Source organism: Citrobacter sp. S-77, from assembly GCF_963864895.1.
GTDB lineage: Bacteria > Pseudomonadota > Gammaproteobacteria > Enterobacterales > Enterobacteriaceae > Citrobacter > Citrobacter murliniae.
This window is the reverse complement of the sequence record NZ_CAWLWU010000002.1, coordinates 778,001-794,186: the sequence shown is the minus strand read 5'-3', so window position 1 is coordinate 794,186 and position 16,186 is coordinate 778,001. Positions and strand designations below refer to the sequence as shown.

At 45.7% G+C, this 16,186-nt stretch carries 17 protein-coding genes and 1 tRNA gene; 8 read left to right on the top strand and 10 right to left on the bottom strand.

What is annotated here, in order from left to right:
* Positions 1 to 14: 14 nt before the first annotated feature.
* The 4 genes from AACS05_RS04395 (at position 15) to AACS05_RS04380 (ending at position 3,504) form a co-directional block, all read left to right on the top strand.
* The gene (locus AACS05_RS04395) at positions 15 to 1,472 is read left to right on the top strand and encodes a heavy metal sensor histidine kinase (protein ID WP_045440298.1); all 1,458 of its coding nucleotides are present in this window, start codon (positions 15 to 17) and stop codon (positions 1,470 to 1,472) included.
* Positions 1,473 to 1,537: 65 nt separating this feature from the next.
* Complete coding sequence (locus tag AACS05_RS04390; protein ID WP_255351235.1) at positions 1,538 to 1,669, top strand: hypothetical protein; 132 nt, start codon at positions 1,538 to 1,540, stop codon at positions 1,667 to 1,669.
* Between the two features lie 78 nt (positions 1,670 to 1,747).
* The gene (locus tag AACS05_RS04385; RefSeq protein ID WP_045440295.1) at positions 1,748 to 2,332 is read left to right on the top strand and encodes a flavodoxin; all 585 of its coding nucleotides are present in this window, start codon (positions 1,748 to 1,750) and stop codon (positions 2,330 to 2,332) included.
* A 107-nt stretch (positions 2,333 to 2,439) separates the two neighbouring features.
* Entirely contained in the window at positions 2,440 to 3,504 is a 1,065-nt protein-coding gene (locus AACS05_RS04380) for an alpha/beta hydrolase (protein WP_045440293.1), read from the top strand.
* 245 nt (positions 3,505 to 3,749) lie between these two features.
* Here AACS05_RS04380 and AACS05_RS04375 read toward each other — a convergent pair whose 3' ends face one another.
* Positions 3,750 to 4,676, bottom strand: a complete 927-nt coding sequence (locus tag AACS05_RS04375) for an alpha/beta hydrolase (RefSeq protein WP_045440290.1) — start codon at positions 4,674 to 4,676, stop codon at positions 3,750 to 3,752.
* Between the two features lie 188 nt (positions 4,677 to 4,864).
* Positions 4,865 to 5,383, bottom strand: a complete 519-nt coding sequence (locus tag AACS05_RS04370) for a DUF523 domain-containing protein (protein WP_045440287.1) — start codon at positions 5,381 to 5,383, stop codon at positions 4,865 to 4,867.
* Positions 5,384 to 5,621: 238 nt separating this feature from the next.
* Between AACS05_RS04370 and AACS05_RS04365 the strand changes: the two genes are divergently transcribed.
* Together AACS05_RS04365 and AACS05_RS04360 are read left to right on the top strand one after the other, a co-directional pair.
* A complete protein-coding gene (locus tag AACS05_RS04365; protein WP_045440286.1) occupies positions 5,622 to 6,473 on the top strand; it encodes an aldo/keto reductase in 852 nt (283 codons plus the stop codon).
* A 26-nt stretch (positions 6,474 to 6,499) separates the two neighbouring features.
* A complete protein-coding gene (locus AACS05_RS04360) occupies positions 6,500 to 7,489 on the top strand; it encodes an aldo/keto reductase (protein WP_045440284.1) in 990 nt (329 codons plus the stop codon).
* A gap of 34 nt (positions 7,490 to 7,523) precedes the next feature.
* Here the strand turns inward: AACS05_RS04360 and AACS05_RS04355 are convergent, their stop codons facing one another.
* Positions 7,524 to 8,417, bottom strand: a complete 894-nt coding sequence (locus tag AACS05_RS04355) for a LysR family transcriptional regulator (RefSeq protein WP_045440282.1) — start codon at positions 8,415 to 8,417, stop codon at positions 7,524 to 7,526.
* A 449-nt stretch (positions 8,418 to 8,866) separates the two neighbouring features.
* Here AACS05_RS04355 and AACS05_RS04350 point away from each other — a divergent pair, with 449 nt between their 5' ends.
* Both AACS05_RS04350 and AACS05_RS04345 read left to right on the top strand, forming a co-directional pair.
* A complete protein-coding gene (locus AACS05_RS04350; RefSeq protein ID WP_045440279.1) occupies positions 8,867 to 9,118 on the top strand; it encodes a DUF1471 domain-containing protein in 252 nt (83 codons plus the stop codon).
* Between the two features lie 57 nt (positions 9,119 to 9,175).
* Complete coding sequence (locus tag AACS05_RS04345; RefSeq protein ID WP_045440277.1) at positions 9,176 to 9,526, top strand: helix-turn-helix domain-containing protein; 351 nt, start codon at positions 9,176 to 9,178, stop codon at positions 9,524 to 9,526.
* Between the two features lie 170 nt (positions 9,527 to 9,696).
* Here the strand turns inward: AACS05_RS04345 and AACS05_RS04340 are convergent.
* The 7 genes from AACS05_RS04340 to AACS05_RS04310 form a co-directional block, all read right to left on the bottom strand.
* Positions 9,697 to 9,772 (bottom strand) — tRNA-Thr (locus AACS05_RS04340).
* 253 nt (positions 9,773 to 10,025) lie between these two features.
* Complete coding sequence (locus AACS05_RS04335) at positions 10,026 to 10,490, bottom strand: methyltransferase family protein (RefSeq protein ID WP_045440274.1); 465 nt, start codon at positions 10,488 to 10,490, stop codon at positions 10,026 to 10,028.
* 267 nt (positions 10,491 to 10,757) lie between these two features.
* A complete protein-coding gene (locus AACS05_RS04330; RefSeq protein ID WP_045440272.1) occupies positions 10,758 to 12,206 on the bottom strand; it encodes an EAL domain-containing protein in 1,449 nt (482 codons plus the stop codon).
* A gap of 342 nt (positions 12,207 to 12,548) precedes the next feature.
* Complete coding sequence (locus AACS05_RS04325; RefSeq protein WP_045440270.1) at positions 12,549 to 13,022, bottom strand: hypothetical protein; 474 nt, start codon at positions 13,020 to 13,022, stop codon at positions 12,549 to 12,551.
* A complete protein-coding gene (locus AACS05_RS04320) occupies positions 12,997 to 13,734 on the bottom strand; it encodes a winged helix-turn-helix domain-containing protein (RefSeq protein ID WP_045440268.1) in 738 nt (245 codons plus the stop codon). Before AACS05_RS04320 ends, AACS05_RS04325 begins: the two co-directional genes overlap by 26 nt.
* Before the next feature lie 143 nt (positions 13,735 to 13,877).
* The gene (locus AACS05_RS04315; RefSeq protein WP_045440265.1) at positions 13,878 to 14,573 is read right to left on the bottom strand and encodes a fimbria/pilus periplasmic chaperone; all 696 of its coding nucleotides are present in this window, start codon (positions 14,571 to 14,573) and stop codon (positions 13,878 to 13,880) included.
* Positions 14,570 to 16,186, bottom strand: a complete 1,617-nt coding sequence (locus tag AACS05_RS04310; RefSeq protein WP_045440263.1) for a hypothetical protein — start codon at positions 16,184 to 16,186, stop codon at positions 14,570 to 14,572. Before AACS05_RS04310 ends, AACS05_RS04315 begins: the two co-directional genes overlap by 4 nt.

Sequence of the window (16,186 nt, the reverse complement as noted above, 5' to 3'; positions counted from 1 at the left end):
TGAAGAGGATAAGCATGCTTAAGCGCTCCATATCCGTCCATCTGGCACTGATGTTTGCGTTATCCGCTCTGCTGATTCTCTCCGTTATCGGTATAACACTACGAAGCTCGCTGCATGACTCATTGCAAAAACAGATACACAACGAGCTACTGTTTCGTGAATCATTAATGAGCCCGTGGATCACTGCGCGAACTTCTCTTGACGGCTGGTCTACGCTTGCCAGTAAATTCAACATGTTAACCAATTCAGAAGGCGAACTTGTTCGCTACTGGGTAGTGAGTGATAACCCACATTTTAGCGTAGGCGGAACACCGCCGACTGGGATCCAGTGGTCTTCTTTACGGGAGGGGTTTAATAAAATGCCCGGCGCATCCGAAGGGGCATGCTCACTTCATTTGTTGGTAAAAACAATCCCCGCCAACGGCGAAAGACCTGAGTTGCGCTATGTGGTTGCCATCGACTCCACTCCGTATATGGGCACGCTTGATGCATTCACGCGCACCCTGCTGATTATTGCCGCTCTGGGGGTGTTTATTGTAGCGCTGCTGGGTTATATGGTCTCAAGGATCGGCCTACGTCCGCTAGGCGCACTCAGTAAACAAGCACAGCAGCTCGCTCCGGGAGACCACGGCCAACGCCTTGATACCAAAGCACTACCAAAAGAATTGCAGCAACTCGCTTCATCATTTAACGGGGTGCTGGAACGGCAGCAGGTAGCCTGGCGACAGCTCGAAAGTTTTAACGCTGATGTAGCCCATGAACTTCGTACGCCGCTGACCAACCTGATTGGCCAGACGCAACTGGGGTTGTCACGCCGACGTTCGCATGATGAGTTGGAAGAGCTTTTAGGTTCGAATCTCGAAGAGCTTGAGCGTATGACATCGATCGTAAACGACATGCTTTTTTTGTCACATGCTCACGCGGGTGAACACGCTTCCCAGCTTATGCAGGTTTCCCTGCGTCAAGAGACCCTTAAAACAGCGGAGTATGTAGAGCCTTCCTTTGCTGAAAAACAGCTTTCCCTTGATATTGAAGGTGACGTCACCGCGCATATCGACCGACGGCTGTTCCACCGTTCACTTGCAAATTTACTGGAAAACAGCGCAAGACATTCGCCATCCAACAGCACGGTTACCGTTCGGTTGAGCGAAACGAATAATCACGCCTGCGTTGAAGTTTCTAACCCGGGTGCTCCCATTGCGCCGGAACATTTACATCGGCTTTTTGAACGTTTATATCGCGTCGATACTTCCAGGGCCAGGAGCGATACCCATCACGGGCTGGGTTTATCAATCGTACGTGCCGTCGCCATTATGCACCAGGGGGACGTCTTTGCGCGTAGTGAGGACGGTATCAACACATTTGGTGTCACGTTTGCAATGCAGCCGGATAACGCATTCAGCCACGCTCCCCCCGGGACAGAGCCAGAAATAAGATTAACTGACACAGATGTCAGGGGGTCGTCAGCCTGAAGACATGTCCCACTCTTTAGAATCATCGCAGGCTATCTTTCCCATCCTTGATAAGGACGCTTTGCATGACTCGATATTTACCTTACCCCGCACTGTTTCTGCCCTTCTCTACGTTTTCTTCCTGGACAGCGATACTGCTGACCTTTGGTTTTAATCTCTCGGCAAATGCTGCACCCGCTGGCGCAGTTTCGGCGTGAATATGGCGAAAATGTTGCAGCCATTCGCGTTGAAGAAGCATTGGAATGGGCGGTGGCAAGCAAACAGAGGAGTGAGTTATGGAGCATGATTCCACCCGAAGAATGTTACTTACAGCGCTTGCCGGGCTCACACTGGCGAACGTTTCTCTGGCTTCAGCGGCAACTGGAAACGCAAACGTGCGGGGCAATAGCCGCATTCTGGTAGCGTACTTTTCTCGTAGCGGGAACACACGGGTGGTTGCGGGTATCATTCACCGAAGCCTGAATACCGATCTGTTTACAATCGAGCCGGAGAAACCTTATCCGGAAGACTATTTTCAGACCGTTGAACAAGCAAAAAATGAACGGGCCCGGGGAATTAAACCGGCATTAAAAAATAGCGTCGCAGATATCGAACGTTATGAGGCCGTGTATTTAGGCTTTCCCGTCTGGAGCACCAGTGTGCCACCCATAGTACAAACCTTTCTGAGCAGCCATAACCTCGAGGGAAAATTACTCATCCCCTTTATCACCCACGGCGGTTACGGTAAAGGGGACAGCGACGGCATCCTTGCAAAACTTGCCCCAACCGCGCGCCGGGAAAAACCGTTGGTCATTGAATGCGATCAGGAGCGGAGAACCACAGAGATGGTAACCAACTGGTTAGAGACAATACGTAGCTAATCGTTCGTATTCATGAACCGGACAAATAAGGGTATTCATCGGAACGATATTATCGCCAGGGTCAACTCAGATATTATTAAGCTGCAAACATAACAGAGGATGTAATCTTGAAGACAATCTTAAAAGCGCTGGCCATCAGCGTGATAGCGGGTGGTCTGGCGGTTCAGTCGGTGTATGCAGAGCCATTAATCATTCAGGAACAAGGAAGCTTTTCTGCTGGCGGCGCTATCATCGCAGCACCAGGTACATTTAACGCGAAAAAACCACTGGATTCTGCTGGTCAAACTTATCATGGTGATCATGCGTCTGTTTTCTACCAAATTCCGGAAAATCCGCATAAATACCCTATTGTCATGCTGCACGGCGCAGGTCAGTTTTCCCGTACCTGGGAAAGTACACCGGACGGTCGCGAAGGGTTTCAGAATATATTCCTGCGCCGTGGGTTCTCTACTTATCTTGTCGATCAACCGCGTCGGGGCAGCGCCGGGCGCTCTACAGTAGAAGGTACTGTCACGCCAAAACCCGATGAGCAGATGTGGTTTAATCAGTTCCGTGTTGGCGTGTGGCCTGAGTATTTTAAAGGCGTTCAGTTCTCTCACGACAAAGAGGCACTGAATCAGTATTTCCGTCAGATGACTCCGAATACAGGGCCGTTTGATATCAATGTAATTTCTGATGCGATGTCCGCAGTAGTGGATAAATCCGGTCCGGCTATCCTCTTCACCCACTCTCAGGGTGGCGGGCCAGGCTGGTATACCGCGATGAAAAACGACAAGGTCAAAGCCATTATCGCCTTTGAGCCAGGCAGCAGTTTTGTTTTTCCGGAGAAAGAATTACCGGCACCAATGCCAAGTGCTTTCGACACGTTGAAAGGTGAACCTGTTCCAATGGAACAGTTTATGGCACTGACTAAAATCCCGATTCTGATTATTTACGGCGATAACATACCGGATAAACCCGTGGCGATGCCCGCGCAGGACAGCTGGCGAGTACGCCTGGCAATGGCTCGTGAGTGGCACAACGTGGTGAACAAACACGGCGGGGATGTGACGGTTACGCACCTTCCGGAGATAGGAATAAAAGGCAATACTCACTTCCCGTTTTCTGATCTGAATAATGTTCAGATCGCAGATTTAGTAAGCCAGTTCCTGAAAGAGAAAAAACTGCAGTAGCACGAGAAAATATTGAGCCTCCAGTGATGAAGGCGCAGAACGAATATCCTATTTATAAAGATTTTCTCTGGTTTGAAGTAGTCTGATCTCAGTTGTGAGACTTTCAAATCAGGCTATCTGCTGTGAGCGAGAAACTGCGTTGCGCTAATAACATCTGGCTTAGTTTAATCATACATATCGGGATGGGTAGTCGCTCAACCCGCTCGAATCTGAAAACTTGTGCAATTTCCCAGGGCTGCATATTCTTATTCAGGGCTAATGTTGCCTGCATTTTTAGACAAAAATTGAGAAATGGCATCAACTATACCGGGCGCAAGAGAAAGTGATGGGTCTGTATAAGCAGCAATATTTTCTTGCCTGTTATCTGAAGTAACCGGCTTTAATACGTGATTTGTATCAGGAAACATTACAACAGTTGCTCCAGGGTTTGCTGCTGCAAGTTCTCCTGCGTTTTTTTTATCCACCTGAATATCTCGTTCTCCTTGTAAGATCAATATCGGTTTAGTTACAGCCTCTATCATTTGGCTCGGGTTGTATGTAAAAAGGTCTATAAGAAATCCCTGAACTGAAGGATTGAATATACTTTGTAATACGGGGGGCATATTTTCAACATCGATATATTGGCCCTGTTCAAGCGCATCGATAACTTTACCCCCCAGCGTTTGAAGAGTCGCGTCCTCTAGATTTGTTTTGAACTGATGCCGCAAAACTTCGCTCAGGGGGCGTGATGGTGTTGCGACCAGGATTATGCCAGAGATCTGATTTTCCTGAGCTGAAGCTAGTGTAACTATCCCACCTTCGCTGTGTCCAAGGAGCCAAACACATTTTGTATTGAATCGGCGGTTCAGAATGTTCAACCACGACCGAATATCGTCGACATAATCTTTCAAGACTACCGAGTTCGCATCCATAACTGCTGATGAACTGCCAAACATGCCACGTTTATCAATTCTTAACACCGCTCTGCCTTTTTTAGCCAACCCTTCCGCAAGAAGTCGGTAAGTCCCGGCATTGACGCCAAGCGGATTATTGCCCTCACGATCAGTGGGTCCTGAGCCAGGAACGATCAAAATAATATTCTCAGGATTTGGAGAAGAACTGAGTAAAGTGCCTTTAAGGGGGCCCAGTGGACCATCTGCTTCCAGGAAAGTTTCGTAAGGTAAATTCGTCATAAGTTTGACTCAATGGGAGGAGTAGCCCTACATTTAACAGCCTTTACTTTTGAAAAAAATAAATCTTGCCTCGTTTAAACTAAAAGTATTAGCCCCGCCAGAGTAATCAGGATTTTCAAACTGAACAAGATAATCTTCTCATTCACAGATTGGCACGAAGCGGTCTGAATTAAGACGGATGATACCCGTTAAGAGCGGGAAGCGGACGCTAACTCAAAATCCCTGTCCTTAATCCAGGAAATAAGCTCCACGACCTGTGTATCTGAAAATACTTTTATACCATGCTCTGAAAGTAGCGATGCCGCAACTCCCATACCTGATTTACGCTGGCCACTGAAAGAGCCGTCATAAATAAACTCGACACCACATGTTGGACTGCCGTCAGTTAACAACGCAGCGGTGCAACCAGATTCCAGTGCCGTGCGCAATGCCAGCCAGGCTGCGAGTCGATATTGTTCCGTAACATCTCGCCCCGTGTTCTCTATTATGCTGGCTCGCCCTTGCATCACATCTGTGCCGCAAGCAGAAATAATCTCTGCCGGTGGGCGTGGCACAGGCAACCCGGCAGCCATTTCGGGGCAGTGAATTACCAGACGTTGTTCTTCTTGCCAGCGAGCAAGTTGAGCCGTCACCTGTGCTTTCTCACTTCCGTTATAACGGACTTTTAACCCCATCAGGCAGGCACTTACCAGTATTTTATTTACCATCGTTTTTTTCAATTTATGTACAGAACATTTTGATCATAACACTTCGTCACGATGCATTAATTACTCACCATTAACAACACATATCGACAGAAGTGACTTCCGCTCCTGTACTAAGCCTATTGTCATATATCCACAAGATTAATGAACATATCTAATAAACCCTAGCTAATTACCCTATCTAATCGAATAAATCAGTTTGCGTTATGCTTTTCCCGGACAACAGCTGAGAGATAACGTCATGCAAACTGTAAAACTGAACAATGGTATCGAAATGCCCCTGCTGGGTTTTGGTGTGTTTCAGATGACGGATGCCGCCGAATGCGAGCGTGCCGTTATTGATGCAATCAATACGGGATACCGCCTGATCGATACCGCTGCTTCATACCAGAATGAAACCCAGGTTGGGAGTGCACTGAAACAGACCGGTGTCGCTCGTAGCGAGCTCTTTGTAACAACCAAGCTTTGGCTACAGGATATCAATTACGCAGGTGCTAAAGCTCAGTTTGAGCGTTCATTGAACCGGCTGCAACTGGACTACGTTGACCTGTACCTGATTCACCAGCCTTACGGTGATGTCCATGGTGCCTGGCGTGCCATGGAAGAACTGCAACAGGCAGGCAAAATTCGCGCCATTGGCGTCAGTAACTTCCATCCTGACAGACTGGCCGACCTTATCGCCTTCAACAGCGTTGTCCCCGCAGTAAACCAGATTGAAGTTAACCCCTTCAACCAGCAACTGCATGCCGTTGCCTGGATGCAAAGCCGTGGGATTCAACCGGAAGCCTGGGCTCCGTTTGCTGAAGGTAAAAATGGTCTGTTCCAGCATCCCGTATTAACGGCGATTGGTCATAAGTACGGCAAAAGCGTAGGCCAGGTTGTTCTGCGGTGGATCTTCCAGCGAGGCATCGTTTCGCTGGCTAAATCAGTACGAAAAGAACGTATGGAAGAGAACATCAACATTCTCGATTTTGAACTCACTACTGAGGATATGCTGCAGATTGCCGCCCTTGACACCGCAACCAGCGCATTCTTCTCACACCGCGATCCAGCAATGGTGGAATGGCTGACTGGCCGCAAACTTGATGTTTAAGCCGCGATAAAAGAGGTATTCATTAAATGCAAAAACGTTATCTGGGTAAATCCGGGTTAGAAGTGTCAGCGCTTGGGCTCGGTTGCATGGGACTCAGCCACGGCTACGGCCCGGCGACAGATACCCGTCAGGCTATCGAACTCATTCGCGCAGCGGTTGAACGTGGCGTTACTTTCTTCGACACCGCTGAAGTGTATGGTCCATTTCTGAATGAAGACGTTGTCGGCGAAGCCTTAAAACCCTTTCGCGACCGCGTGGTTATCGCAACTAAATTTGGTTTTACCTTTGGAGATGACAACAAGCAGCAGATTTTAAACAGCCGTCCAGAGCATATCCGTGAAGCTGTTGAAGGATCATTACGCCGTCTCAAGACAGACGTTATTGATTTGCTGTACCAGCACCGTGTCGATCCTGATGTTCCAATTGAAGATGTTGCCGGAACGGTAAAAGACCTGATAGCAGAAGGGAAGGTCAAACATTTCGGTCTGTCCGAAGCGGGAGCACAAACCATTCGCCGTGCGCATGCTGTACATCCTGTCACTGCCCTGCAAAGCGAATACTCCATGTGGTGGCGCGAGCCTGAACAGGAGATCCTGCCGTTGCTGGAGGAATTGGGCATTGGTTTTGTGCCATTCAGCCCATTAGGCAAAGGATTCCTGACAGGCTCGATTAAGTCAGGAACGACTTTTGGGAAGGATGATTACCGCAGCACCGTGCCGCGCTTCGCCGAGCAAGCGATTGAAGCCAATGAAAAGCTGGTCTATTTATTGGGTGAACTGGCTGCCGAGAAAGGTGTAACGTCTGCGCAAATCGCGTTGGCATGGTTACTGGCACAAAAACCGTGGATTGTTCCTATTCCGGGTACAACCAAACTGCACCGGTTGGAGGAAAACCTGGGGGCTGCTGACCTTATTCTTTCGCAGGATGATTTATTTCAGGTAACACAGGCGCTTGAAACAATCAAAATCGTCGGCGCGCGCTACTCGCCTGAGCATCAGGCTCGTGTAGGCCGTTAAAACTTAAGCGGGTCCACCGTGAATTACGGACCCGCTATTCAGAGTACCGAAGCGCATCTATCATCAGCGCAAAAGCGGGTGGATGCTGTTTGCGGCTGGGATAATAAAGGTAATAACCGGGGAATGAAGGACACCACTCCTGCAGAACCAGAATAAGTTCTCCTGACTTTATATAATCCTCAACCATATCCTCAGGAACACAAGCGATACCAAAACCAGATAAAACAGCATCGATCCTTTCTGCCAGTAGATTAAAGGTCACCTGCCCTTCAACTCTGACCCGTAACGGTTTCCCTTCCTTCTCGAACTCCCAGTGGTAAAGCCCACCGGCAGTCGGCAGACGCATATTGATGCAGCGATGATTTTGTAATTCGTGTGGTGTTTCAGGAGCAGGGTTAGCGGCAAAATATGACGGTGCGCCAACCACTGCCATCCGCATATCCGGTCCGATCCTCACAGCGACCATGTCTTTAGCCACGCTCTCGCCCAGACGAATTCCGGCATCAAAACGCCCTTCAACAATATCGACAAAACCATTATCAACAACCAGTTCGACATTGATTTCCGGGTATTCCCTGAGGAAAGGTTTTAGCTTCGGCCATACAAGACTTCGCGCAGCATGTTCCCCGGCGGATAAGCGGATATTGCCAGAGGCAATACCGTTAAGTTGCACGAGCGATTCCAGCTCCTGCTCAAGATCGGCAATACGCGGTTCAAGACAGGCAATAATTCTCTCACCTGCTTCTGTGGGGGCAACGCTTCGGGTGGTTCGGGTTAAAAGGCGGATGTTTAACCTTTCCTCCAGCGCTTTTATCGCATGGCTAAGTGCTGACTGAGAAACACCAAGTTTGCCAGCAGCTTTGGTAAAACTTCTCTCCCTTGCTACCACAAGAAAGATTTGCAGTTCGTTGAAGTTTTCTCTAAGCATTGGCTATTTCCTTATTAAAGCATTCCCCCAAAGAGGACCATGATGGATGTTCACAGGCACCATCATTTTAGCCTCATTACTGACAATAGCGATAATTGATATTCTGTTCATACCAGAAATAAGTCTGTGTTATCAGAAGGTTTGTCATGAAAATACGCGTTACCGCGGCACCTAAAAATATTACTTTTCGTCATGAACACTACCATTAAATTGGCCCATCACCCCGTGACTTTTTTTAGATATGGACACCTCGCGGTAAAGAACCTGCGTGCATTATCAACAGAAAAACCTGTATTCAAAACAAGTTAACCATCTAAAAACCTGACAATTTTGTCATATGGCTGTCAGTTTTATGACAGCTTAGAACCGTATATTTATTTGTGAGAACCAGCAGGAATTCCTTCTGTTCTCAGGTCTGGTAAAAAATTTACTCAGAAGAGGTACGCAATATGAAAACACTATTTGTGACGACATTCCTCATCGGATTTATTTCAATGAATGTTGCATCTGCAGCCCAGCATATTAATCATACAGATGGTAAACAAAAGATTGGCGTAGTCTCAACCAGCAATGCCTATACACTTAATGATTTATCGAATGAGCTTTCTCGCAAGGCTGATGAACAAGGTGCAACATCATTCAAAATTCTGTCAATCACAGGGAACAATCGTTTGCACGGTGTTGCAGCAATTTATAAATAAATTATCAATATCCTGAGAAGGATGGTGTCATAAACCTTTCATAATGAGCGTCAACTTATGTTCAGAACAGAAGACATCATCGATGAGATAATCCAATGGATTGAATTAAACATACACAAACCGCTGAAGATCGAGGATGTTGCAGCGCGAGCAGGATACTCGAAGTGGCATCTTCAGCGGGTTTTCATGCAGGTTAAAGACGTTAGTCTTGGTAAATATATTAGAGATAAAAAACTCAAACTTGCGGCCAGGGATCTTGTTGAAACCAATGAATCGATTATAGAAATCGCTTTTAAGTATGGTTTTGACTCTCAACAGACGTTCACAAGGGTGTTTTCAAATAATTATCGACTGTCACCTTTAAAATATAGAAAAATCAAAAGGATAAAAAAATCAAAAACTCCCTGATACATTTAAAATTTTAAACGCATTTAAAATGATGCAACCTACGATAGTGCCCCCACTTATGCCCCCCAACAATAACTTGATTCCGGTTGATAACAGCAGATAGATATGGGCCAGAAGCCACAACATACGGGCTTTGAGTTGATTTAGGTAGACTTGGGAAGAGTTTGAAATGGTGCCGATAATAGGAGTCGAACCTACGACCTTCGCATTACGAATGCGCTGCTCTACCAACTGAGCTATATCGGCCCTGAAAAGGACATGTCCACGAATGTGAGCACGGGGTAGAAGGTTAAAACTAACCGGGCGACGCGTCAATGGCCTTGCGAATCAAACGCCTATTTTTGCATCACCCGGTTTCAATTACGCACGAATCGTGTCGTCACAAAGCCTACCCATTTGTATATGGTCAGTGCTTCCACACACGCCATCGCAGACACAGCGGAGCGCTTGCATCACTTTTCCCATTGGCAATAGCTATATTCGAGATCACCGGGTATTACTATAACCAACGACGAACTTGCCGTTCATAATGTTCCCATTCCAGCCCGAAATGTTTTCGCAGTTGTTCCTCTTCAAAATCGATATGCAATCTGGCAACTACCAGCATAAACAGCGGTACAGCCAGTATCCCGGCAATGCTCCCGACACAGAGGGCAAAGGCCAACTGGAGTCCACTCATACCAAGGTAGATCGGGTTGCGGCTCCAGGCGTAGCATCCGCTGGTAACAAGCGTGGTCGATTTTTCTGCATGAAGCGGGTTGAGCGTCGTACGTTTCATCCGCATCTGCCACGCGGTATGAAGTATCATCGCCAGGCTGACAACCGCCAGCAATACGCTTAACGCGGTATTCACCGCGCCGAAAGAAAAACGCTGGCTCAGCGTCAACGCATCCGCGACGAGGAATAGTACTAAGATCAGCGGTGGCAGAAACCATACTCTTAATTTTATCAGGAAATTACGCATGGCTACGGGCTAACCTCGGGACTTTAGCGATTAACACTTACACAGCTATGAATAACCCGTTTAGGATAAATAAACAAATGATGCTTCGCTCGCAACAAGATATCTCCTTAACCAGACAGGCAAAACCTATCGTGCCTGTCTCTGCAAAAAAACCGCACCGGAGGCATTTGCCCCTGATGCTACGGAAATAAAAATAGTGTAGATAACCATACGGCTTTTAACACACGCACGTACTAAGTCTTATGCCCTTCTCATTCCCGAAAGGCTCTACGTTGAGAAAGTGGAGTCAGACACTGATTCAAACATACTTACAGACTGCTTGTAATACCGGATAAAATCATCAAACGTCACTGGCGGTAAAAATTGATAACCCTGCAGGTAATCAACATTATTTTTTCCCAGCCACTGCTGCTGATAGCCGTATTCAACGCCCTCCGCGACCATACGCAATCCCAATAGTCCGGAAAGGTGAATGATTGACTCGAGCATAGGAATATGTTGCTCAACCTCTTTAATAGCCTTGATGAACGTTTTGTCAATTTTTATAACATCAAGTTCTAACTCATTGAGATAGCAGAGGTTAGCGTATCCAGTCCCAAAATCATCTAAAGCAAACAGCACCCCTCTGTTTCTCAGTGATCGTATCAGCTCTTTGATTGCCGGAGTGATAGTGAGGGTCTGGTTTTCGGTTATTTCAATCATCAATTTAATCGGTAGCCTTTGCGTTATTTCCATGAAATTAAGGCATTCCCAATAAAAGACGGGGTTGCTTAAACCAGATGGACTAACATTAAATGAGACGAATAGAGTTTTATTGATACCCTCACCTCCGTCGACCAGCACACGCGCAACGGTGGTCATTAAATAGCTCGTCAGCTCATTAATTAAACCACTTTTCTCTGCCAGCGGAATAAACTCACGCTGAGAAATGGCATAGTTATGACCCTGTGGCCAGCGAGCTAAAACCTCAACACCACAGACGTCCCCACTAATATTTACGATGGGTTGAAAATAAGGAATGATTTCTTCATTCCTTATTGCCATACTCAGTCTACTAGAATCTGAGGCATCATATGCATCGCCGTAAATTATATTCTCTGCAGAATGACTGTTTGTCGGATAATCTTCATGCAATAAATTATTCCTGGTCAAAAAAATGACAACCTCATTAAAATGAGAAAATCCTAGTCGGGCAGTAATTCTTTCCCGATATCGATACACTGACTTAATTGTTAGCGAGTTAGCAATACAAAAATCGTGCAACTTTTCTTTTGTGAATGATGCATACAGCATTTCCTCTTCAAATTCAGTCAAATGAAAAGCAAACATTGTTGAACCTTTAGTGACTTCCACAACCTCATTAGGTTCCATTAGATTGGCTCTTAGCTGAGAAATCAATTGATCCGACAACTCCCGTCCACTAATAAAGGCATACTCCTCGTACCCCCGATTAACAGGACGGGTTTCATTCATCCGAAGAACAATACAATTTATATTAATAAACTGTGTACTGTTTCTCTGGAACCACTTTCTGACCAGGAATAATGGTAACCGGTTATCGATAACCAGCAAACAGGACGGATATTGTAGAGTAACTGACGGCGTACCAGAAATAAATGTCCGCGCATCGACCAACACCAGATTTGGCAACCATGCTTTTATTCCTGAGAAAAGAAAAATATCATAACTGAGCAGAAAAACCTTTTTCGTATTCATAGTTACCACCAACTTAAATTTATGGCATAGCAGGTCCCTCGTTTTATAAACGAGAGAATATACAACACCTTCAGCCTCCAGCAATTATAATGCGATTCGCAAATTAACTTTATCCATAAGTCATATCACGTAGTTTCAGAGTTTATAATCACGATTATCCACATGAGTATTCCAAAAAAATGGTAAGGCCATTTTAAATATTAAAAAAGGAAAATTCCTAATGTTTTATAAGTACAAATCCTTTTACTCACTTTCACAGCAAGGCAAAATAAAAAACCACAATTCAAACAGCAACAAAATATACAACCACAAACAACCGTGGAAATAATACTTTATTGCAATTCATGCTGCCCGACAAACCATGAGCGTACGTCGCAGATCTCTTATCGCATAAACATTTCCCGCGATATGAATGATCTTGTAATAGAAAATATCCTGACGTGACATGAGCAGGTCTGTAACTTCATCAGGGACATTATCATTTTTATTTTTGACGGTAGCCACACGGCGGGTCTGTAGGTATCCATCGCGATCTTTACCTATAAAGTTCAATTCGACATTACGATCTACGGCGTAATGTTTACCCTGAACATTAAGGCTTCCCACCTGAGATACCCTCCCTTTTGTAGCGGAAGAAATACGAAAAACCAGCAGAACTTCACCTTCAATCTTTACACCCTGAGTTTGCGCCTCCAGATGCAGATAATTTTTGGCAGAACAGGTCAGCGTCTCCGAATCATGATGATGATAAAGATAGAATGCTGCTATTATTGCAAGGATGACACCCACACTAATAAATAAAGTTTTCGCATTCATGGGCAGCACCTCCTTTACCTAGCGAACAAATTCCGAGAAAGTTCTCTTTAAGAGAGTTACCTGCTGATAAATTATTGTCATCATAAAAAACAATCGTTTTCTTACCATCATGACAAACCGCATTCACTTTTCGCCACATATCAGAAGATAAAAATGCTTTAGTTTTATCAGCGTTATTGTCATCTGCAGTATAAATTTTACAATCACCTATTGCCCTAATATAGATAAAATTCGTGGTGCCTGAATTAAAAACTGGCAATATGAAAAAAACACTCCCAAGTAAAAAAAATAATAAAATGAGCAGAATAATATTTTTACGCTTAGGTCTTACGGATGAGAGCACCTTTTCCGTTTCAGATACCAAACTCACAACTTCATCCCCACTGGAAGATGTCGATTCGTCGCAGATCGAAGCATGGAACAAAAATCCCTGCCGGGGCAGCGTTTCAATGGGATTTCCCGCCCCCAACTCACTAAAGGCTTTTCGCAAAATACTGATACTTTTATTAAGACTATGACCCGATGGAGCCATACCATGCTTTTCCCATACTTCTTCAATGATAAAATCGCGATGGAGTTGTTGATTTTTATGGGCAATAAATAACTCAAGTAGTCTCACTGTAGACGCCGAAAGGATTATTGTAGTATCGCGATGTTTCAGGCTTTTGCTGGTGGAATCATACTCAACCTGATCATTAATTATACTTTTCATACTACTGGCTCTTAAATACCGTGATATTGAAAACAAATAACCATAGCCTCATCTGTGCTGAGCTGATTACTACATTTTATATAGATGGTTACAGTATAGGTTCAATATCTAATCATGGCATATCAGATCAGACTCAATGCTTACTATTGATTGAGTTTGAAGCACCCCTGGCCCACAGGTATGTATTTCTGCAGCGCAACGATAAATTTTCGGTTTTTTGATTTCAGTTCGTTACTATACCAGCTTTCCCCCGGTAACACATAACGCATGGTGGCTTCATCATCGGTTGAGTTGCACCCCTGGTGTATGATGATTTTAAAAAAAGTATTCCCGGTGTTTTTCAGTGTCCCGTTTGCCTCATCAATGGTATAAGCCAGATTCATTTCCCTTGGGCGAACAACCAATATTGTGTCCATAGCGATGACCGGGAGAGCCTGCCCTCCTTTCTCTTGATTACGCTCGGTAAACAACGTTATCGGCATTTCGCGAAACAGAATTCGGTAATAGCGTTCTTTATCATCCTGCGGACCACGGTAGAAAATCTTAAAAAACTCGCTCGCCTGCGGTGCCAGTGAAAAACTCAGCGGTGTAAACAGAAGTTCGCCTTCAGCAATGGCACTTCTGTTTTCACCTCCCGGTCCCGGTTTATCAATTTTTACTGCGCCAATACTATACAAATTCTGTTTCTGGCTATCGTTATAGATTCGTTTGCTGATAAACGATTTATCCGATGGCATCTCATAAATAGTCGACTCCAGGTAGACAGCCTGTGCGGAGAATGCAGCCAGCCCGGAAAGAAAGATAAATGCCCATCTAAGTGCCAGACGGCAGTGGCTCATGGCGTCACTCCCACCCAATTCGCCGTTACTTTTATCTCACCACTGGCACTGACGACACCTTCCCAGTCTGTACCGGTAACGGTTAACATCGAACGCGAATCATTCATTGGGAAAAGCAACTTCAAATCAGTAGCATAGTAACTTCCGTCATCGTTGTTATTTGCGTCCCAGGGCGTCTGTTGCCACTGCGCATCACTCATGTTGATTGCCGCTTCACTACAGCTATTTCGTTTCTGCACCACGCCCCCCGATTGACTGTTGTACTGAAGAAAGGCGGGGATTGGGACGGACAGTCCTCCTTGCGTGGAGGTAAACAGGCAGTAAGGCACGCTATTTATCGTCGTACTCTCCCCGATAACTTGTGCCGTAATGCTATCGGCCTGACGGGGACCCGAGACGGTTACGGTGTAATCCATTTCAATAGGAGCGGCATCGCCAATCGTGCCACTGCCGCTCGCAGAAGCGGTGTTATCCGAAGAGATGATACTGATCCCATACTCCTTCGGCACAATATTGAGCTGTAGCGAAGGGGTAAACTGGTAGTGCCCTGACTCTGGTGTTAAGCCATTATAAAAACCGAAGGTAAACGGTTGACTGTTAGTAATGCTGATTCCTGAATCGACGAGATTTTTCAGAAATGCTTTCGACAGAAAAATATAAATGTACTCTCCAGAAGTCGTGAAAACGTTGGAATAAACAGTTGAAGTATTATAGTTATACCAGTTTGAACCATTCCCGGAGTATCTCACTGTGGCCGCTCCTGGTGTAAAACCAAGCATCGCCGTGTCAACATAAGCGCGAAATGTTAAGTAGGTGGTTAGGTTTGCCGTTTGTTGCAGGTTAAAACTCACCATTTTGCAAATCACGCCGTCTGTGCTACCTACCACGCCAAGCTCGCAATAACCGGAGTCTTTGGTAATGCTCGGGGTACCGTCGCTGGCAACCCAAAGTTCTTGAAATGCATTAGTCGAAACAAGTGACAGATGCCCGCGTTTGGTTAACGTGTAATTAACGTAATTCCATAATCCAGTGGATTGGTCTTTGCAGCGTTGCCCGGAAGAATAATCATAATTTACAGAAGTATAACAGCGGTTGAACACATAGGTTTCGCTGCTACCGGTAGGCACATTGCGAAAGTATTCATAGGCAGTATCAGTCAGAGAGGCAAATCCGTAGGCGCCACCAATAACGCCTGCGACAGACCCTACTTGCGCATGATAAAAACCGTTTTTGTCAGTGCCTTGCCCGGCAATAAACCCAGTTGATGGACACTGGGTGCCACTATAACAACGGATCCCCCGAAAAGGTCCATTAATCGGGGAATTATCAATCCACATGTCCTGATAATAATTTCCAGGCGCAGTCCAGCCGACAAAACCTAAATACCCGAGACTCACCTGAGAGGTACCGTATTTTATCCACGTGTTTGACCCGCTGAAACGCGGATCGAGTAACGAGGGGGTAATAAAGTATTCACTATCAATGGCATTTTCAATAAACAAATAGTTATTACTGACTGAGCCGGAAGAGATTGCATTCAAAGCCAAAGCAGGCACAGGCGCGAAACTCCCCACAGCACAGATTACAGTAGCTAATTTAATTAATACTTTCAT